We start from the raw sequence: 19,830 nt of genomic DNA, 5'->3' as shown, positions 1-19,830 counted from the left end.
TGTCTCCCTTCTCCCCGCATCATTTCGGCTTTTGATCCGAGGGTTCGCCCCGTTTCCGTGCCACCCCTTTTTGTCCCCACAGCGTCTCCTTGTATTCATAATCCGGAGCTGCCAGCCAATTGTCGCATTGCTCAATGAGCAACTCGCAATAGCGATCCAGTCGCTTAGCTCGCATCACCAAATCTTCTCTGCTCATCTTTTCCGTTTCCATCGTAACCGTGTCTTGATTTCGAGGGCAAAGTTACGCCTACCTCTTCCAGCCGTCCTATACGTAACATTACGTATATCCGAATGTTAACGAGGCGAATGATCACGCGTGGGGCTCGACGTCAGAATAAAGCCCGCAGAGAGTTTCTACGGGAGCCATGCGATGGTCTAATCGTTTTCGGAAATGCTTGCAACAATGTTGCAAACGCCAGAAAGTTTTTCGTGAGACTTGCAACACTGTTGCAAACGCCAAAAAGTTTTTCGGGGCATTTGCAGCGTTCCTGCAAGGGCCCTTTTTCCCATTTTGGCGTTTGCAGAACTTCTGCAAGCGCGCTTTTCCCCATTTTGGCGTTTGCAGAACTTCTGCAAGGGCCCTTTTCTCCATTTTGGCGTTTGCAGAACTTCTGCAAGCGCGCTTTTCCCCATTTTGGCGTTTGCAGAACTTCTGCAAAGGCCCTTTTCTCCATTTTGGCGTTTGCAGAACTTCTGCAAGCGCGCTTTTCCCCATTTTGGCGTTTGCAGGACTTCTGCAAGCGCGCTTTTCCCCATTTTGGCGTTTGCAGAAGTTCTGCAAACACCAAAAAGTTTCTCGAGGCATTTGCAGCGTTGCTGCAAGCATTTCCAAAAGCTCTGCGCTGCCTTTAGCGCTCTATCAAAGACATTCTTCCGGGATACGGATCCTCATTCTTTCGCCGAACTCGCGTTTGGAATGTGTTTCGTACAGATTTTTTGTATAGTTCGCAGCATGTATGCCCATTGCGAGGGGGTGCAGATAGATATTCCTTCTATCTTTGCCCCCAATAAAAGAGATTTTACATGAAGCAGCCAGAATCAAGATTAACGCGAAAATACCTGATGGATCATGGCATCAGGCCCTCTACGCAGCGAATTGCCATCATGCAATTTCTATTAGACAACCATACCCACCCTACGGCCGAAGAGATCCATCTGAAGCTCTTGCCTAAGATCCCTTCCCTCTCCAAAACAACGGTTTACAACACCATGAAACTGTTTATCCGCAAGGGTGTGGCGATCATGATCGATATCGATGGCCGTAACGCACGCTTCGACGGCGACGTCTCTACGCACGCTCATTTTCAATGTCGTTCATGCAATCGCATCTTCGATTTGGCCATTCCAGGCCTGTATTCGACTATTTCGTTAGAAGAAGAATATTCTGTTGAAAGCGTTTGCCTCAATATGCGTGGACTGTGCCCCGAATGCAACCGCCGCAAGCAGGCTGAATCCGGTGCAGGTGCAACCAAGACCAACCGGCCAACGCACCCATCTATTGAACAGCTGCTGAATGAGAATCAAGCGGAAGAAGCCATGGCCCTGCAGCTCGAAAGCGAAATGTGATTAGGGTTTGAGTCCCCCGAGCCGCTCCACGACCCGGCGCACGATCCGCTCGGGAGCAATACGCGTCATGCAGGCCCAGTCGCCACGATGGCAGGGCTTGTCGCCAAAGGTGGAGCAGGGGCGACAATCCAGATCCTCTTGGATGGCGTCCTCCGGCGACAGTCCGTACGGATAGAAGCCGGCGAAAGGGTGCGTGGCGCCCCAAACAGAGACGACCGGTGTGCCAACAAGCGCAGCAAAGTGCATGTTGGCCGAGTCCATGCAGAGCAATACGTCCAAGCGGCTGATCAAGGCCAACTCCTGATTGAGCGTGTACCGGCCGGCCATACTCCGCACCCGCGGCCGCGCCGCAGCCCAGCGGTCAAGCACCGCTTGCTCGTCCCCCTTTCCCCCAAATAGAAACAAGGTGATGTCCTCACGTCCGGATAGCAGATCGATCACCCGCTCCATCTGCGCAGGCGGATAGATCTTGCCCACATGGCGGGCGAAGGGCGCAACACCCACCCAATGGCCCGTCTTCTCTCCAGCCATCTCGCTGATCACCGTCTCGTCAACCGGATGAGCTGCAAAAAGCGACACGAACGTGCGTGAAAACGATAGTCCAGCTGCCCGAAAGACGTCAGCATAGCGCTCTGTTACGGGCCGTAGTGGGCGGATCATTTTAGGCGGACGTGCCGTCAATGCCCGACGTTCCCGCCGCATCTTGTCCAGCCGATAGACGGGTACTCCCCGCAATTGAAACACGAGTCCAATCGCTCGGCTACGGATCACATTGTGCAGATCCACCACTCGGTCAAATCGTTCATGCGTCAGCCGAAGGGCCAATCGCACAACGCCCCACAGCGAGTGCTCCGCACCCTTCGTATCGACCCCGACGAGGGTCACATTCTCCGGACGGTGAATAAAAAGCGTAGTAAGGAAGGGCTGCGTCAGCACCGTAAACGCGTCCTCTGGGTGAGCACGTGCGACGGAATAGATGATGGGGATAGTCATAGCCACGTCGCCGATGGCCGAGAGTCGGATGATGAGCGTCTTTGCCATAGACGTGTGGTCTGACGATTAGGCCTGATCAGGAAGGGGACTTCCACATAGCACATGCTCAATCACCTGCGGATAGTAAGCGTATTCGAGTGCATGCACCCGCGTAGCCACCTCTAAGGCGCTGTCGCCGGGCAATACAGGGCATTGCGCCTGAAAGACGATACGTCCCTCGTCGTAGCAGCTATTAATATAATGTATGGTGATGCCCGTCACCCTGTCGCCAGCTGCGATCACGGCCTCATGCACATGCATGCCATACATACCCTTGCCTCCGTGGCGGGGCAGGAGGGCGGGATGAATGTTCAGGATTCTCTCCGGATAGGCCTGGAGTATCACGTCGGGGATCTTGTTCATGAATCCAGCCAAGACGATGAAATCAATCGCAGCCTCGGAGAGTTTCTTGAGCACCGCTGTACCGTCGGCGAAGTCTGCATTGGAAAAGGTCATGGAGGGGATCCCTAAGCGTGCGGCCCGTTCGTGAACCCGTGCGCGGGGATTGTTGGAGCAGATAAAAACGATGTCTACGGACCTATTTCCGGAGAAATATCGGGCAATGTTTTCGGCGTTGCTACCGTTGCCCGAAGCGAGGATGGCTATTCGTCTCATTTCGATTATGGATCAATTGTGGAGCTATGAAGTGCACAAACAAAGCGCGAATGTGCAGGATTTGGGGTTTTTTATAGGACAAAACCAATGAGTGACGGGGGAAAATACTTTCCTTTGCGGCGCAAATGTAAAAATGTAGTATTACACTAATCTTTAAAACTTAGAATTATGTCTGATGTAGCATCTCGCGTAAAGGCGATTATTGTGGACAAGTTGAGTGTCGAGGAATCGGAAGTAACAAACGAAGCGAGCTTCACCAACGACTTGGGTGCAGACTCTCTCGACACAGTAGAGTTGATCATGGAGTTTGAGAAGGAGTTCGGTCTTTCGATTCCGGATGATCAGGCTGAGAAGATCTCCACGGTAGGAGACGCCATTGCTTATATCGAAGCAAACGCGAAGTAATCCCCACGCTTTTTATTCGTCATGGAATTAAAAAGAGTCGTAGTGACGGGCCTTGGAGCCATCACTCCGATCGGAAACACCGCCCCGGAAACGTGGGCGGCGTTACTGAACGGGGTGAGCGGAGCCGGGCCCATCACTCAGTTTGATGCCTCCAAATTCAAGACGCAGTTTGCCTGCGAGGTGAAGGGCTTCGATGCATCGAAACACTTTGACCGAAAAGAGGCGCGCAAATACGACCGCTACGCTCAGTTGGCGCTCGTATCGGCCACCGAAGCGATCGAAGACGCCGCATTGGACTTGGAGAAGGAAGACCTGAACCGGATCGGGGTCATCTTCGCCGCCGGTATCGGAGGGATCCGCTCGTTTGAGGACGAGGTGCGGGACTACAACGAGGAGCGTGGACCACGCTTCAACCCCTTCTTCATCCCTAAGATCATTGCAGACATTGCAGCGGGACATATCTCGATCAAATACGGTTTCCGGGGGCCAAACTTTGCCACCGTTTCAGCCTGCGCTTCGTCGACGAATGCGATCGCCGATGCGTTCAACTATATCCGACTGGGTAAGGCCAACGTCATCGTAGCCGGCGGAGCGGAAGCAGCCGTGGCCATCGTGGGCGTGGGCGGATTCAACGCCATGAATGCGCTCTCGACGCGTAACGATTCGCCGCAGACCGCCTCACGTCCGTTCAGCGGTAGCCGTGACGGATTCGTGCTTGGCGAAGGTGCCGCGGGGCTGGTGTTGGAAGAGATGGAGCACGCCGTGGCTCGCGGAGCGAAGATCTACGCCGAAGTGGTGGGATCTGGTCTCTCGGCCGACGCGTACCACCTGACGGCCAGTCATCCAGAAGGCTTAGGCGCCATCTTAGTGATGCAAAACGCGCTGGAAGACGCCGATCTCACACCCGACGCCATCGATTATATCAACGTGCACGGGACTTCGACGCCAATCGGCGACATCTCCGAAGTGCGAGCTATCAAGCAAGTTTTCGGTAATCATGCCTACGAACTGAATATCAGCTCGACGAAGTCCATGACGGGCCACCTGCTCGGCGCCGCCGGAGCCGTCGAGGCATTGGCATCGGTGCTGGCGGTGAAGAACGACATCGTGCCGCCGACGATCAACCACGCCGAGGGCGACGACGACCCGGAGATCGACTACAAGCTGAACTTCACCTTCAATAAGGCCCAGAAACGCACCGTTCGCGCGGCGCTTTCTAACACGTTCGGCTTCGGCGGGCATAACGCCAGCGTGATCGTCAAGAAATTCGAGAAGTAACGGTGAATCGTTTTTTCCAAATGATAGCAAGGCTCTTTGTTCTCAGGAACAAGGAGCCTTATTCATCGATGTATCGCATGTTGGGATTCTATCCGAACAGCATGTGGCTCTACGAGCAGGCCTTCACCCACCGCTCGTCGCACAACACGCCCGAGGGCAAGCGCTCGAACGACAACGAGCGACTGGAGTTCCTAGGCGACGCCGTGCTGGGCATCGCCGTGGCCGACATCCTCTACAAGCATTTCCCCAACCAAAAGGAGGGCTTCCTGACCAGCACAAGGTCGAAGATCGTGCAGCGCGAGACGCTCAACCGCATCGCCCTCGAGATGGGACTGGACAAGATGATGGTCTCCACCGTGCGCCCACAGACGCACAACAGTTACATCCTCGGCAATGCTCTGGAGGCGCTCATCGGCGCCATCTATCTGGATCAGGGCTACCGACGCTGCCGACGCTTCGTGCAGGAGCGCATGATAGACCGATACACGCCCCTGGATAAGGTGGCGCAGAAGGAAGTGAACTTCAAGTCGAACCTCTTAGAATGGGGGCAGAAAGCGAAGCTGCGCATCGCCTTTGTCCTGAACGAGACGTCGACCGACCAGAACGGCAACCGCATGTTCCAAAGCACTGTCCATATCGAGGACATGCCCTTCGGAACGGGCTCCGGATACACCAAAAAGGAATCGCAACAGATAGCGGCCAAGAAGGCCATCAAAAAGATTCGGTACGACCGCGAGGCGCAGACGCTGCTTGCCGAACTCCGCCAACGAGTCCTCGAGGCCAGGGCCACCCCGGACGTGCTGAGCGAAGCACAACCGGAGTAGTTGCGGGCTGTTTATCGCTGATAATCATCCCAAACAGAAGGAGCCAATAATCGATCGATTATCGGCTCCTTCTGTTGTTATGGGCCAATTGTATCGTACAATCACGAGAAAAAAACTTTTTCGGCCCATTGTATCGTACAATCACGAGAAAAAAACTTTTTCAGCCCATTGTATCGTACAATCGCTTGAAAAAAACTTTTTCGGCCCATTGTATCGTACAATCGCACGAAAAAAACTTTTTCGGCCCATTGTATCGTACAATCGCGAGAAACCCTTTCGGCCCATTGTATCGTACAATCGCACGAAAAAAACTTTTTCGGCCGTTTGACTGAGTCAATTGCCCACCGGAGCCCCTCCGTGGGTCTTTGGCGTACTTTTGTCCGCGTCTCCCGAACGAGACGTTGCTTTCATTCGATTATTCACATCCAAAACCATCCATCATGTTTGATTTCCTACAAGCCTACCCCTGGGCACTGCCGCTCGTGATCTTCTTCGGGCGTATCTGCGACGTGACACTGGGCACGCTGCGCATCATTTTCGTATCGAAGGGCGAGAAGATGAAGGCGCCCATCGTCGGATTTTTCGAGGTCTTCATCTGGGTCGTGGTCATCTCGCAGATCTTTTCGCACGCCAACGACCTCACCGCCTACCTGGCTTACGCCGGCGGCTACGCGGCGGGCAACTTCGTCGGCATACTGGTCGAAAACAAGATCGCCCTCGGCTACTTCCTCATTCGCATTTACACCAAGAAGGGCAGCGCCGCGCTGATCCACGAACTGAACACGAACGGCTTCGGCTCGACCCATATCCGCGGTGAAGGCGCCATTTCCGAAGTCTCGATCATCGAAACCGTCGTCAGTCGGAAATCCGAGCGCCGCGTAGTCAACCTCGTCACCACCTTCGACCCGAACGCCTTCTACGTGATCACCGACATCCGCTCCAAACGCAAAGGCTTCTTCTCCGCCGCCGGAGCACCCCGACTGGGCAAATAACCGGCCCACCCTCTACTCTCCACCCTCTACCCTCTATTCTCTACCCTCTATTCTCTACCCTCTATTCTCTACCCTCTATACCCTCTATGCAATACAACCTCAAAGCCCCCGACCACCTGCAAGCCACCGTCACGCTGCCCGCCTCGAAGAGCATCAGCAATCGCGTCTCGATACTCAGCGCACTCGCCCCCGAGGCCGCGCCCCTCATCAACCTGGCCGACAGCGACGACGGCCGCGCCCTGCAACACGCGCTTCGGTCGGCAGACGAGACCGTCGACATCGGCGCCGCCGGCACAGCCATGCGTTTCCTCACCGCCTACTTCGCCGCCCGGCCCGGCCGCACCCGCCTGCTGACAGGCAGCGCCCGCATGCGTCAGCGCCCCATCGGCCTCCTGGTCGACGCCCTCCGGGGACTCGGGGCCGACATCGCCTACACCGAGCGCGAGGGCTATCCGCCGCTCCGGATCGTCGGCCAGAGGCTGCGCGGCGGCGAGGTGACGATGGATAGCGGCGTCAGTTCGCAGTTCCTCTCCGCCCTGCTGATGGTGGCGCCCACGATGGAACGCGGCCTGCAGCTTCGGCTCACGGGTGCCACCGTGTCGGAGACTTATCTCAGGATGACCGTCGGGCTGATGCGTCGCTTCGGCGTTGTGGTAGAGGAGTCCGATGGCGGGCGGACGTTCCGCGTGGCACCGCAGCCGATCCGCGCCGTGCCCTTCACCGTAGAGGCCGACTGGAGCGCGGCCTCGTATTGGTACGAGATGGTGGCCCTCGCTCGGGATACCACGGCCACGGTAGAGCTGTTGGGCCTCACGCCGGACAGTCTGCAGGGCGACGCCGCCATTGCTGCGCTATTCGAGCGCCTCGGCGTACGCACCACCTTCACCGACCGCGGCCTACGCCTCGACCGGCTGCCCGGCCATCGCCAGCCCGAGCGCTTCACGTGCGACTGCGTCCTGATCCCCGACATGGCCCAAACGCTCGTCGTCACCTGCGCCGCGCTCGGCCTGCCCTTCCGCTTCGACGGCCTGCAAAGCCTGCGCATCAAGGAGACGGATCGGCTGGCCGCCCTACAAACCGAGCTCCACCGCTTCGGCTTCGTCCTCACGGAGCACGACGGCCGTACCCTCCAGTGGGACGGCACGCGTTGCCCGCCCGAAGCTACGCCCACAGTCGCCACCTACGATGACCACCGCATGGCCATGGCCTTCGCACCCCTTGCACTCGTCCGTCCGGGTGGCGTCACCATCGCACACCCCGAAGTAGTCACCAAGAGTTACCTCCGTTTCTGGGACGACCTCCGCGCCGCCGGCTTCCGGTTCTGACGCCCTCGTTTCGCCCCCCCTCATATTTCACTTTACGCTTCTTAGAAATTTGTTTCACCATGTGGTATATCCTGATCAGTATCGTAGTGTTAGGCCTCGTGGCCGCCGGCCTGGGGCAATGGGATCGCCGCCGTCGTCGGCAACGATTCGAGCGGGGCGAGATCGCCTCGATGGAGGATGAAACGCCTCAGACCGTCATTCCCGAGGGCTGCTGTGGACAGCACGAAACGTGCGAGCGCGACAGCCTCCTGGCTGCCGTTGCCGCCGGTCGGAAGGCCGAGTATTACGACGACGAAGAGCTTGACGCCTACCGTGGCACACCCTCCGATGCCTATGCCGAACCCGTCGTGGAGGAGTTTCGCGAAGTGCTCTACACCCTCCGCCAGGACGAGGTGCCCGGCTGGATACGCAGCCTCCAACTCCGCGACATCGCCCTGCCCGACGCCCTCAAAGCCGAAACCCTACTCATCGTCGAAGAGCTGCGCGACAGTCGAGGGTGAGACGCTGAAAACTTTCATTCATATCGAGACAACATGATCCAAACCCACGCCATCACCAAGCGCTTCGACCGGCTACAGATCCTCAAAGGCATCGACATCGAGGTGCATGACCGCGAGATCGTCGCCATCGTCGGACCCAGCGGCGCCGGCAAAACAACCCTCCTGCAGATCGTCGGCACGCTCGACCGACCCGACTCGGGCCACGTCATCATCGACGGCGTCGACCCCTTCACCCTCAACGAACGGCGCATGGCCGCCTTCCGCAACCAACACATCGGATTCGTCTTCCAGTTCCACCGACTCCTACCCGAGTTCACGGCCCTCGAAAACGTCATGATCCCCGCCCTCATCGCCCGCGATTCTGCCGCCGAAGCCGAACGTAAGGCGCGCGAACTGCTCGACTTCCTCCACCTCTCCGACCGCATCACCCACAAGCCGGCCGAGCTCTCCGGCGGCGAAAAGCAACGCGTCGCCGTGGCCCGCGCCCTCATCAACCGGCCCAGCGTCGTCTTGGCCGACGAGCCCTCGGGCAGCCTCGACTCGCACAGCAAGGACGAGCTTCACCGTCTCTTCTTCGATCTTCGTCGCGACCTGGGCCAGACCTTCGTCATCGTCACCCACGACGAATCCCTCGCCGCCCAAGCCGATCGCACGATACGAATGAGGGATGGCGTCATTATCGATTGACACCACCCCTCGTTACGCTTAAAAGCACAGGCCGCAGCCCGCGTTCAGCGCTTCTTCCCGGCCTGATATTCGGCCCAGCCTAAGTAGCCCGTGTCCAGATTGTAGATCACCCGGAAGCCCGCCTTTTGCAGCATCTGCGCCGCCCGCATGCTTCGCTTTCCGCTGCGACAATAGACGGCCACCGGACGCTGCGCGTCGAGCGACTTTTGCGCACGGTCAAGGAAGTCCGACGCCGTCACGTCGATCAGCTGCGCCCCATTGATATGGCCCGCCGCGAACTCGTCCGGCCGACGCACATCCACCAACTGTACCGCCTGATCGCGTGCCAGCAGTGCCTCAAACTCCGCCGCCGTCAGCGACGTGATTCCACCTTCGGCCCCTTCCGACGGCGCGCACGCCATCGAGAGCCATACCGAGAATAATGACATAAGTAACTTGATCATTAGTGTTTGCATTAAAAATATCGGCGCCAAAAATAGGGCATCAAGGCCGCCCGCCAAGTTTTGCCCGGCGCCCGGCCAGCTTCTCCGGCCTCGGTAGAGGCCCTTGCATCAAGGCAAGAAAAGGAAGACATTCATTCACCTCATTAAAACCATCACCCATTATGCGTTACGACAACACATCCGTCCGGCGCCAAGACCGCCTCCTCGACGAGGCCCGCGCCCTGCAAATCCTTCACGAAGGCGAATACGGCTTTCTGGCCCTCGTCGAAACCCGCGCCGATGCCGTCGCTGGCTACGGCATCCCCATCAGCTACGTCTTCGAACCCTCCACCGACCGCATCTACCTGCACTGCGGCCCCGAGGGCCACAAGCTCCGCTGCCTCGACCTCCGTCCATTAGTCACCTTCACCGTCGTCGGCCACACGCGCGTCGTCCCCGCCGGCTTCACCACGGCCTACGAGAGCGTCCTCCTGCGCGGCCGTGCCCTCCGCGGCCTCCCGCCCGAGGAGCGCATGCACGCCCTCGAGCTCCTCATCGATAAGTACAGCCCCAACGACAAGGTCGTCGGACTGAAGTACGCCGAAAAGTCCTTCCACCGCACCGAGATCATCCGTATCGACATCGACTGCGCCTCGGGCAAGCAGAAAGTGATCCGTCCCACAGGCGCCACCCCCGATTGACGCCTCTTTTATAACTGTCGAAGCCTCGTCTCCACCCGGAGTCGAGGCTTTTTCTTTTTTCCATTGGCCAGATACTGCTATAAAACCATTCTTTCAATCGAAACACGACTTTCATCAGCTATGAAAATCATATTTCATATAAAGAACAACTTCCATAGACTATAAATATCACTCCTTCTTTGAAAAGCCATAGCCATACTCTATGACGAATTGACTCTATCTCTATACAATAATTCATCAGCTATGATGATCGTATTTCATCTAAAAACCAACTTTCATAGACTATGAACATTCTTCCTTCTTTGAAAAGCTATATCCACAGTCTATGACAGATTCTATTTACCTCTATCCAATACTTCATCAGCTATGAAAATCATTTCCCATAAGAGAACTATCTCATATACCATATAATAACTTGATATTATCTGAACAACATCTCACATCGTCTATAAAAAATATACTTCGTATAAATACTCCTCACCTATACGATAACTTCTCGATTACATATAAAAACGTATCCTCATAGTCTATGAAAATAGATATCCAATTGAAAGTAAACTATCATAGCCTATAAGAATAGATTTTCGATTGTTCATTTACTCTCATAGCATATAAAAGTCCTATTTCTCATGGAAAAATGCTTTCCTTGCAGTCCTATTGGGCTTCGACGGGCAATAATCGGCTGTCGGAGGCGCTGCCGTCATTTTGACGAAATGAAAAGCCCCGCCTACAGATGCAGACGGGGCCTTTTGTCAAGAGATCGGCCGACCGCCGCTCCCTTTATGGCAAAAAAGAAGGAGCCACACCTTACAGGCAGCTCCTTCTCCTTACTAAACTGAATTCTTGTATGCGAAAGTCCAGTTATTTAGTCCACGTTCAACGTGACACGCTTGAAGGCGGTTACGGTGAGCGTCTTGCTCTGCTGCTGCAGGTATTGTTGGACGGTCAATTTGGCATCCTTGACGTACTCCTGCTGCAGGAGGGTGTTCTCTTTGAAATACTTCTGGAGGGCGCCCTCGGCGATGCGGTCGAGCAGATTCTCGGGCTTACCGGCCTGACGGGCCTTGTCGCGGGCCACCTCACGCTCGGTGTCGAGCACATGGGCGGGCACCTCGTCCGGGGTCACAGCCACGGGGTTCATGGCGGCCACCTGCATGGCGATCTCGCGCGCTACGTGGTGGTCGACCGGCTCGTTGAAGGCTACAATCGACGCGAGCTTGTTGCCCGGGTGGATGTAGGAGACGGTGGCGGCGCCTTGGACGGACTCGTAGTATCCGAGCTCCATCTTCTCGCCGGTGACACCGATGCGGTCCGTGATGTGGTTCTCTACCGTGCGGCCTCCCTGCAGCGTGGCTGCGAGAAGGGCCTCTTTCGAGGCGGGTTTGCCGGTCATGGCGGCGTTCAGGATGTCCTGTGTCAGCGCCACAAAGTCAGCATTCTTGGCTACGAAGTCGGTTTCGCATTTCAGGGCCACGATGGCGGCGAATCCGCCCTCGTCGGCTGCGAGCACGCAGCCTTCGGCGGCCTCGCGGTCGGAGCGTTTGGCGGCCACAGCCTGACCCTTCTTGCGAATGATCTCCATTGCCTTTTCAAAGTCGTTGTCGGCTTCTTCCAAAGCCTTTTTGCAATCCATCATCCCGGCTCCGCTCATCTTGCGGAGGTGGGTGATATCTGCCATTGTTACTGCCATATTGCTATGATTCTCCTTTGTTTGGTTTATGTGGATTCGTTATTCCTCTGAGGTGGCTTGTCCTTCGGCGGCCGAGGCTTCAGCTTCGGCTGCAGGACGAGCCTCGTCGTCACGACGTGAGCGGCGGGCGTTCGACTTGGCGCGGCGATCGCGACGCGGATTGTCTTCGCCGGCTCCCTCTTCAGCGGCGTGGTTGCGCTCGTCTTCTTCCTTATCGCGGGCCTTGCTCTCTTGGAGGCCTTCGTGAATGGCCTGGCAGACGGTGCCGACGATCAGCTCGATGGACTTGGTGGCGTCGTCGTTAGCGGGGATGACGAAGTCGATATTGCTCGGATCGGAGTTGGTGTCGACGATGGCGAAGACGGGAATGCCGAGGCGCTGTGCTTCGCGTACGGCGATGTGCTCCTTGAGTACGTCTACGACGAAGAGTGCCGATGGCAAGCGGTTGAGGTCAGCGATAGAGCCGAGCATCTTCTCGAGCTTGGCGCGCTGGCGGGTGATTTGGAGTTTTTCGCGCTTGGAGAGGTTATCAAACGTGCCGTCCTTACTCATCTTGTCGATGGTGGACATTTTCTTGATGGCCTTGCGGATGGTGGGGAAGTTGGTAAGCATGCCTCCGGGCCAGCGCTCGATGACGTAGGGCATACCTACGGAGGAGGCCTTTTCGGCTACGATCTGCTTAGCCTGCTTCTTGGTGGCCACGAAAAGGATGCGTCCCTTACCGGCGGCGATGTTCTTGAGGGCATCGGCGGCCTCGTCCACCTTGGCGGCTGTTTTATACAGATCGATGATGTGAATACCGTTGCGCTCCATGAAGATGTATGGAGCCATGGCAGGGTTCCACTTCCTTTTTAAGTGTCCGAAGTGTACGCCTGCTTCTAATAACTGTTCGAAACTAAGTCTTGACATTTCTTGGGGTGTTATGATCGTTTACTTTCTCTGTTCGTAGGATCAATCGTGCGGTAGTCTCTATCTGCCTCTCAGCATGTATGGGCTGAGAATCCGCATGATTTAGATACTAAACGTCTTCTCTCTGTCTACTTCCTGTTTGGGAGGTGTATATATAGGTATACATCAACGTTTGCTGAACTGGAAGCGCTTGCGTGCTTTGGGACGTCCCGGTTTCTTACGTTCCACCTCACGGGGGTCGCGGGTGACGAATCCTTCAGCCTTCAGTGCAGGCTTCGACTCGGGATTGATCTTGATCAATGCACGGGTGATGGCCAGACGGGCTGCTTCGGATTGTCCTTTGAAGCCTCCGCCTACGAGGTTGAGCTTGATGTCGTACTGCTCGGCCACGCTGAGGGTGTTCAGGGGTTGCTTAACGACGAACTGCAGGATGGAGGAGGGGAAATAGTCGGCCAGTTCGCGGCGATTGACCGTGATCTTGCCCGTTCCTTCGCTGATATACACGCGTGCGATGGCGGCTTTACGCCTTCCGATTGCATTTACTGTTTCCATGAATTCTTCAGTTGAGTGAATTAATATCTATCGACTTGGGCTGTTGCGCCTCATGTTTGTGTTCGGTGCCGGCATACACGTAGAGGTTGCCGAGCAGCTTATCGCCCAGACGATTTTTGGGCAGCATGCCTTTTACCACTTTGCGGAAGAGGCGATCTTCACCCTTGGCCTTGAGGCGTGCGGGGGTTGTCTCGCGCTGTCCACCGGGGTAGCCGGTGTAGCTCAAATAGACGCGATCGTTCCACTTGTTGCCGGTCAAAACGACTTTGTCGGCATTAATCACGATGACATTGTCTCCGCAATCCACGTGCGGAGTGAAGTTGGGTTTGTACTTGCCCCGGAGCAACTTGGCGATCTTGGAGCACAGGCGTCCCAACGTTTGGCCGTCTGCATCGACGACCACCCATTCCTTGTTTACGGTTGCTTTGTTCGCAGAAATGGTCTTGTAACTTAACGTATCCACTTGCTTTACCTTTTAATTAGAAAATCTACAATGGGGTCTTTCCTCGTCTGCCGTTTGATTCTCCCGGACACTGGGGTGAGCATTCAGCAAGACGCTAAAGACGAATCATTTAACACGTTTGATAATAATCGGGTCGCAAAAGTAGACCTTTTCGCCACATACGCAATCCAAGGCGCAGGCCTGCGGTCAGGCCTATGGGAGGCGGGGAATCGCCTCTAAGCGGCGACTTTCTGGCCCATTTTTGAGCGGTTGCCTCTGGCAGGCGGCCTGACAACATCACTGGAGTGTCCGATAGCTCTGGCAGGCCGCCTGCCAACATCACCGGAGTGTCCGATAGCCCTGGCAGGCGGCCTGACAACATCACCGGAGTGTCCGATAGCCCTGGCAGGCGGCCTGACAACGTCACCGGAGTGTCCGATAGCCCTGGCAGGCGGCCTGACAACGTCACCGGAGTGTCCGGTAGCCCCGGCAGGCGGCCTGACAACGTCACCGAAGTGTCCGATGGTCTTGGCAGGCGGCCTGCCAGTGTTTTTCGGGGCCGATAAGCGAGAGTTTGGCTCGGAGTCGCTGTCTCAAAGCCTTCCGGAGACGGGGGCATAAAAGAATCCGGGGACGGGCCTCGCTCCTGTTCATAGGTGGAGTGAGGCGCCGTCCCCGGATGGCGATGAGGTGTGGGGGAAAAGACGAGATCGGCTTAAAGCAGCTTATTCATCTTCTCCACGAAGGCGGCTTTCTGTCCGGCGCCGACTTGCTTGTCGACCACCTGTCCGTCTTTGAAGAAGAGGACGGTGGGGATGTTACGGATACCGTATTCGGCCACGACGGTGTCGTTCTCGTCTACGTTGACCTTACCGACGGTGATGCGGCCGTCGTACTCCTCGGCCAGCTCGTCGATGATGGGGCTGACCATGCGGCAGGGACCACACCATTCGGCCCAAAAGTCAAGTACTACCGGCTGGCCGGCTGCTAACACTTCCTTGTAGTTTGCATCTGATACGTTTACTACTGACATGATTGATACTGTTTTTTGATGTTGAATTATGATTGATTGATGGTGAAGTCCATGTTGCCAGACTCGCGAATGAAGTCGACAAGCTCCTCGGTGACGCGGATACGGACGTCGTGGGAATACAAATTCAATGCCACGTGGTCGCGACCGAGGATGTAGAAGCTGAGCTGCGTCTTACCGGGATGGCTCTTGACGATGGCTGAGAGCTCGCTGATGGTTTGTTCGTTCAGGGCGTCGATGGGGGCGTTGATGCGGATCGATTGCACGAGGCTGTCCTTGACGTCCTGCAGGAGGCGGATGGTGGAGATGCGGAAGTCGAACTCGGACTCCTTCCAGCGCCGCGGCTGCACGGTGGCGTTGACGAAGAGGTAGAGCCCTTCGCGGCCGTACTTGCCGAAGTTGATGTAGTCATCGCCAAAGAGAGGGATCTCACCGCTGCCGGAAAGGTCTTCGATACGGATGATGCCGTAGGGCTTGCCGTTCTTGGTGAGGCCTTCGCGATAGCCGGTGACGATGCCTCCGAGCGAGAGTTGTCGGCCTTGGAAGCTCTCCCATTCGCGGCTGTCGACGTCCTGCATGGTCATGTTGCAGACGTGGTTGAGGATGATGCGATACTCGTCCAGGGGGTGGGCCGAGAGGTAGATGCCGACCAGCTCCTTCTCGCGATTGAGGCGCTCCAGGGCGCTCCAGGCGTCGAAGCGCGGGATGTCCGGGCGGGCTATCTGCACGGCGTCGTCGGCGCCAAAGAGGGAGAAGGAGGTGCTCTGACGGTCGAGCTTGAACTTGTTGCTGTAGCGCAGGAGGACGTCGGTGAAGGTCTCCTTGCGATCGTTCTCCACGAAGAAGGGCTCGCGGTCGACGCCGAGGCTATCGAAGGCGCCTGAGATGGCCAGCGTTTCGAGGGTCTTCTTGTTGCACGCCGCGGAGGGCACGCGCTCAACGAAGTCGAAGATGTCCTTGTAGGGCCCATGCTTTTCGCGCTCCTCGATGAGGGCCAGCGCGGCACTCTCGCCCATGCCTTTGACGGCCACCAGTCCGAAGCGGATGTCGCCCTTACGGTTGACGCCAAACTTGCGGTGCGACTCGTTCACGTCCGGCCCCAAGACGCGGATCTTCATGGCCCGGCATTCGTCCATGGCCTTGGTGATTTCCTTGATGTTCGAGAGGTTGCGACTGAGCACGGCCGCCATGTATTCCGACGGATAGTGGGCCTTGAGGTAAGCCGTCTGGTAAGCCAGCCAGGAGTAGCACGTGGCGTGACTTTTATTGAAGGCGTAGGAGGCGAATTTCTCCCACTCGCCCCAGATCTTTTCCAGCGTCCTGCGGTCGTGACCGTTGCGGGCGCCGCCCTCGAGGAACTTCTCTTTCAGCTCCATCATCTTATCGATGAGTTTCTTTCCCATCGCCTTGCGGAGCGTGTCGCTCTGCCCGCGTGTAAAGCCGGCCAGGAGGCGCGAGAGGAGCATGACCTGCTCTTGATAGACGGTGATGCCGTACGTATTCTTCAGGTAGCGCTCCATCTCGGGGATGTCGTAACGGATCTCCTCGCGTCCCTGCTTGCGGGCGATGAAGGCGGGGATATGGTCCATCGGTCCGGGGCGATAGAGGGCGTTCATGGCGATGAGATCCTCGAACTCCGTCGGCTGGAGTTCCTTGAGATACTTCTGCATACCGGCCGACTCGAACTGGAAGGTGGCCACGGTGCGTCCGGCACAGAAGAGGTCGTAGGTCAGTTTGTCGTCGATGGGGATGTTATCGATATCGACCACCTCGCCCGTCGTTTGACGGATGTTCTCGATCGCCTCCTTGATAATCGAAAGCGTTTTGAGGCCGAGGAAGTCCATCTTGATCAGGCCCGTTTCTTCGATCACGGAGCCTTCATATTGCGTCACGAGCAGTGTCTCCTTCGTCTCCTTATCCTCGGCCGTAGCCACGGGCACGATGTCCGAGATGTCCTGCCGACCGATGATCACGCCGCAGGCATGCACACCGGTGTTGCGCACATTGCCCTCCAGTTTCTGCGCGTATTTCAGCGTGTCGCGCAGGATGGGGTTCGGACTGTTGGCCGCCTCCTTCAGCTCGGGCACGACCTCAATGGCCGTCTTGAGCGAGTTCACGCGGTCGGGGACCAGCTTAGCCAGCCGATTCGACTCCCGGAGTGGTAGTTGCTCCACACGCGCCACGTCCTTAATGGCCAATTTGGCAGCCATCGTGCCATAGGTGATGATGTGGGCCACGTGATCCTGCCCGTATTTCTCCGTCACCCATTTGAGCACCTCGCTGCGACCGTCGTCGTCGAAGTCGATGTCGATATCAGGCATCGAGATACGGTCCGGATTGAGGAAACGCTCGAACAGCAGGTCGTACTTGATCGGGTCGATGTCCGTAATGCCGAGGCAATAGGCCACGACCGATCCTGCGGCCGATCCACGCCCGGGCCCTACGGATACGCCCATCCGACGCGCCGCTGCGATGAAGTCTTGCACGATGAGGAAGTAACCCGGGAAGCCCATCTTCTTGATCGTGTTCAGCTCGAAGTCGATGCGGTCGCGCGCCTCGTCCGAGATCACGCCGTCGTAACGGTTCAGCTCCCGGGCACGCTCGAAGGTAAGGTGGCGCAGGTAGTCGGCTTCGAACTTGATGCGGATCACCTTCTCGTAGCCCCCCAGACGCAGGTAATTGTCCGACACGACGCGCCCCTCGGCATCCGTATCGTTGAACTCCTCCATGAGGTCTTTGGCGGTGTATTTAGCCCGATACGCCTCCTCCGATCCGAACGACGGATCGATCTGGAAGAAGGGCATCAGCGCCGGCGAGTCGATGGAGTACATCTCCACCTTGTCAGCGATCTCTACGGTGTTGCGCAGCGCCTCGGGCACATCGGCGAAGATGGCGTTCATCTCGGCCGTCGTCTTGATCCACTCCTGTTTGGAGTATCGCATGCGGTTCGGGTCGTTGATCTCCTTGCCTGTGCTGAGGCAGATCAGTCGCTCGTGCGCATCGGCGTCATCCTCGTTCACGAAATGCGCGTCGTTCGTAGCGATCAGCTTCACGCCGTGCTTTCGCGAAAGCTCCATCAGCACCCGGTTCACCTCCACCTGCTTCGGATACGTCGTCATGTCCGCATCCGGCGCATGCGTCTCGTGGCGTTGCAACTCGAGGTAGAAATCTTCGCCGAAGAGCCCTTTGAACCACAGCAGCGACTCCTCGGCCTTGTCCTGCTTACCGGCCATGATCAGTTGCGGGATCTCGCCCCCGAGGCAAGCCGAGGAGACGATCAGTCCCTCGTGATAGCGTTCCAAAAGCTCCTTATCGATCCTCGGATTGCGATAAAAGCCCTCCGTCCAGGCCAGCGAAACGAGCTTGATGAGGTTCTTGTAGCCCGTGAAATTCTTAGCTAAGACCAAGAGGTGCCAGCCGCCCAGGTCGTCCTTTTCCTGCTTCTGGAGCCGACCGTTGCGCGCGCAGTAGCACTCGCAGCCGATGATAGGCTTGAAGAGACTCTGGCGACAGGTGCTGATCTTCTCCGAGAGTTTGCGTATGCGCTCCGTCTCCTCGTCCGTCGGATGCTCCTTATCGCTGAGCGCACGCAGCTCCTTCTCGCAGTCCTTGATGGTGGCGGTGTACTTACTATTCTTCTTCTTGACCTTGTTGTAAAACTCCTTGATGCCAAACATGTTTCCATGATCGGTCAAGGCGATGGCAGGCATGCCGTCACGCTGCGCCTTATCGATCAGCGCATCGATAGACGACTGGCCATCGAGCAGCGAGTATTGCGAATGAACGTGTAGATGAACGAAGGGTTCCATATGGTGTGTGATAGTGGTGGGACAGCTTCTCCTGCCGGTAGGGTAGGGGCGTATTGAATACGCCCCAGCGTGTACCCGGCTGTTTGATTATTCGCCCCTTGCGGGACGTTCGTGGGGCGTATTCAATACGCCCCTACCCAGAGGGGAAGAAAGAAAAGAAGAGACGACGCCCCCCAAGCGGATCAATAAAATCTATACCCAAACGACAGCGCCACGCTGTTTTGGTAGACCTGCGATTCAAAAGGCTGCTTCTGGCGCAACTTATCGATGAAGCCCGTGCGGCCGTAGACAGAGAAAAAGACGCTGTGATACTCCACATAAAGCCCCGCGCCAGCCCCCACATCGAAGCGACGGAACTCGCGGCTGATCCACTCGTGGTGCTCACGTTCGCGTGTAGAGACAGAGGCGAAAGGCCCAGCCATGATGCCCATCTGCCAGTCGGCAAAGCGAATCTTGTAGACCATATTGACCGGCAGGCGGAGCGAGAGATAGCTGCTGCTGTGGCGTCCGGTGATCATCATATCGTCAAAGAGATAGAGATAGTTGTACGCGCCGCCCTCATTGGCGACGGCCAGCTCCGGGACGATCGAAAAGCGCTGTGACAGTGGGATGTCAAGCAGTCCCGCGGCCTCAAATCCGATGCGTCCGCCGTAGGTCACTTCCTCGTCGACGATCTGCGTGAGCTGGTTGTATGACAGCCCCAGGCGCACCCCAGGGATGATCTTAGCTTGTGCGGCGCAGGTCCAGAGCCCGGCCAGGAGAAGGAGGAGATACTTTTTCATCGTTGGTCTCTTGTTACTCGTTATTCATATACACAAAAGTAGACCTTTCGCGGCACGCGCGCTGCAAACGCCCCCGCAGCCCCCCGTTTCGCCCCAGCTCATCCCCGCGAAGATCTCGCGGCATTCTATTTCACCTCAGTTTACCCCAGCAAAGGCCCTACGGACATCTATTTCGCCTCAGCTCGGCCCCGCAAAGGCTCCACGGACATCTATTTCACCCCAGCTCAGCCCCGCGAAGATCTTGCGGAGGTCCGTTTTGTGGCTAAACT

General features: G+C 56.8%; 21 protein-coding genes. 9 read left to right on the top strand and 12 right to left on the bottom strand.

From position 1 onward, the window contains the following. Window positions 1–19: 19 nt before the first annotated feature. Together C7123_RS06245 and C7123_RS06240 are read right to left on the bottom strand one after the other, a co-directional pair. Entirely contained in the window at window positions 20–211 is a 192-nt protein-coding gene (locus tag C7123_RS06245; RefSeq protein WP_037984151.1) for a hypothetical protein, read from the bottom strand. 118 nt (window positions 212–329) lie between these two features. After that, window positions 330–785, bottom strand: a complete 456-nt coding sequence (locus tag C7123_RS06240) for a hypothetical protein (RefSeq protein WP_159049853.1) — start codon at window positions 783–785, stop codon at window positions 330–332. A gap of 238 nt (window positions 786–1,023) precedes the next feature. On the opposite strand from C7123_RS06240, the gene C7123_RS06235 reads away from it, so the two are divergent. Further along, window positions 1,024–1,566: a Fur family transcriptional regulator gene (locus C7123_RS06235; RefSeq protein WP_069176167.1), complete on the top strand. Its 543-nt coding sequence runs from the start codon at window positions 1,024–1,026 to the stop codon at window positions 1,564–1,566. On the opposite strand, the gene C7123_RS06230 is transcribed toward C7123_RS06235, so the two are convergent. Both C7123_RS06230 and purN read right to left on the bottom strand, forming a co-directional pair. Then, on the bottom strand, window positions 1,567–2,607 hold the full coding sequence (locus C7123_RS06230) for a glycosyltransferase family 9 protein (RefSeq protein ID WP_069176166.1): 1,041 nt from the start codon (window positions 2,605–2,607) through the stop codon (window positions 1,567–1,569). An 18-nt stretch (window positions 2,608–2,625) separates the two neighbouring features. Beyond that, window positions 2,626–3,213, bottom strand: coding sequence for a phosphoribosylglycinamide formyltransferase (gene purN, locus C7123_RS06225; protein WP_069176165.1), 588 nt, complete (start codon window positions 3,211–3,213; stop codon window positions 2,626–2,628). A gap of 168 nt (window positions 3,214–3,381) precedes the next feature. Between purN and C7123_RS06220 the strand changes: the two genes are divergently transcribed. The 7 genes from C7123_RS06220 (at window position 3,382) to C7123_RS06190 (ending at window position 9,224) form a co-directional block, all read left to right on the top strand. Continuing rightward, a complete protein-coding gene (locus tag C7123_RS06220; protein WP_014224504.1) occupies window positions 3,382–3,618 on the top strand; it encodes an acyl carrier protein in 237 nt (78 codons plus the stop codon). A gap of 21 nt (window positions 3,619–3,639) precedes the next feature. Further along, window positions 3,640–4,896 carry a beta-ketoacyl-ACP synthase II gene (gene fabF, locus C7123_RS06215; RefSeq protein ID WP_069176164.1) on the top strand — a complete coding sequence of 419 codons (1,257 nt, stop codon included), beginning with the start codon at window positions 3,640–3,642 and terminating at the stop codon, window positions 4,894–4,896. 20 nt (window positions 4,897–4,916) lie between these two features. After that, window positions 4,917–5,720 (top strand): ribonuclease III, encoded by an 804-nt coding sequence (gene rnc, locus C7123_RS06210; RefSeq protein ID WP_069176163.1) that lies wholly within the window; start codon window positions 4,917–4,919, stop codon window positions 5,718–5,720. 440 nt (window positions 5,721–6,160) lie between these two features. Then, entirely contained in the window at window positions 6,161–6,712 is a 552-nt protein-coding gene (locus C7123_RS06205; protein WP_037997204.1) for a DUF2179 domain-containing protein, read from the top strand. 86 nt (window positions 6,713–6,798) lie between these two features. After that, window positions 6,799–8,037, top strand: a complete 1,239-nt coding sequence (locus tag C7123_RS06200; RefSeq protein ID WP_069176162.1) for a 3-phosphoshikimate 1-carboxyvinyltransferase — start codon at window positions 6,799–6,801, stop codon at window positions 8,035–8,037. Window positions 8,038–8,096: 59 nt separating this feature from the next. Further along, the gene (locus C7123_RS06195; protein WP_037979148.1) at window positions 8,097–8,537 is read left to right on the top strand and encodes a hypothetical protein; all 441 of its coding nucleotides are present in this window, start codon (window positions 8,097–8,099) and stop codon (window positions 8,535–8,537) included. 33 nt (window positions 8,538–8,570) lie between these two features. Further along, complete coding sequence (locus C7123_RS06190) at window positions 8,571–9,224, top strand: ABC transporter ATP-binding protein (protein WP_069176161.1); 654 nt, start codon at window positions 8,571–8,573, stop codon at window positions 9,222–9,224. Window positions 9,225–9,268: 44 nt separating this feature from the next. Here C7123_RS06190 and C7123_RS06185 read toward each other — a convergent pair whose 3' ends face one another. Next, the gene (locus tag C7123_RS06185; protein WP_237269290.1) at window positions 9,269–9,667 is read right to left on the bottom strand and encodes a rhodanese-like domain-containing protein; all 399 of its coding nucleotides are present in this window, start codon (window positions 9,665–9,667) and stop codon (window positions 9,269–9,271) included. Window positions 9,668–9,828: 161 nt separating this feature from the next. Between C7123_RS06185 and C7123_RS06180 the strand changes: the two genes are divergently transcribed. Continuing rightward, the gene (locus C7123_RS06180; RefSeq protein ID WP_037986571.1) at window positions 9,829–10,347 is read left to right on the top strand and encodes a pyridoxamine 5'-phosphate oxidase family protein; all 519 of its coding nucleotides are present in this window, start codon (window positions 9,829–9,831) and stop codon (window positions 10,345–10,347) included. Between the two features lie 865 nt (window positions 10,348–11,212). On the opposite strand, the gene tsf is transcribed toward C7123_RS06180, so the two are convergent. From tsf to C7123_RS06140, 7 genes are all read right to left on the bottom strand, one after another. Then, entirely contained in the window at window positions 11,213–12,037 is an 825-nt protein-coding gene (gene tsf, locus C7123_RS06175; protein WP_037981829.1) for a translation elongation factor Ts, read from the bottom strand. 39 nt (window positions 12,038–12,076) lie between these two features. Beyond that, on the bottom strand, window positions 12,077–12,946 hold the full coding sequence (gene rpsB, locus C7123_RS06170; protein WP_069176160.1) for a 30S ribosomal protein S2: 870 nt from the start codon (window positions 12,944–12,946) through the stop codon (window positions 12,077–12,079). Window positions 12,947–13,111: 165 nt separating this feature from the next. After that, a complete protein-coding gene (gene rpsI / locus C7123_RS06165) occupies window positions 13,112–13,498 on the bottom strand; it encodes a 30S ribosomal protein S9 (RefSeq protein ID WP_037981825.1) in 387 nt (128 codons plus the stop codon). A gap of 7 nt (window positions 13,499–13,505) precedes the next feature. Continuing rightward, window positions 13,506–13,961 carry a 50S ribosomal protein L13 gene (rplM, locus tag C7123_RS06160; RefSeq protein ID WP_037981824.1) on the bottom strand — a complete coding sequence of 152 codons (456 nt, stop codon included), beginning with the start codon at window positions 13,959–13,961 and terminating at the stop codon, window positions 13,506–13,508. Between the two features lie 694 nt (window positions 13,962–14,655). Further along, window positions 14,656–14,973, bottom strand: coding sequence for a thioredoxin (gene trxA / locus C7123_RS06150; RefSeq protein WP_069176158.1), 318 nt, complete (start codon window positions 14,971–14,973; stop codon window positions 14,656–14,658). A gap of 26 nt (window positions 14,974–14,999) precedes the next feature. Next, on the bottom strand, window positions 15,000–18,779 hold the full coding sequence (dnaE, locus tag C7123_RS06145; RefSeq protein ID WP_069176157.1) for a DNA polymerase III subunit alpha: 3,780 nt from the start codon (window positions 18,777–18,779) through the stop codon (window positions 15,000–15,002). Window positions 18,780–18,961: 182 nt separating this feature from the next. Further along, window positions 18,962–19,561 (bottom strand): porin family protein, encoded by a 600-nt coding sequence (locus tag C7123_RS06140; protein ID WP_069176156.1) that lies wholly within the window; start codon window positions 19,559–19,561, stop codon window positions 18,962–18,964. Window positions 19,562–19,830 lie beyond the last annotated feature (269 nt).

The organism is Tannerella serpentiformis, from assembly GCF_003033925.1.
GTDB classification, from domain to species: domain Bacteria; phylum Bacteroidota; class Bacteroidia; order Bacteroidales; family Tannerellaceae; genus Tannerella; species Tannerella serpentiformis.
This window is presented reverse-complemented; position numbering and strand designations above follow the sequence as displayed.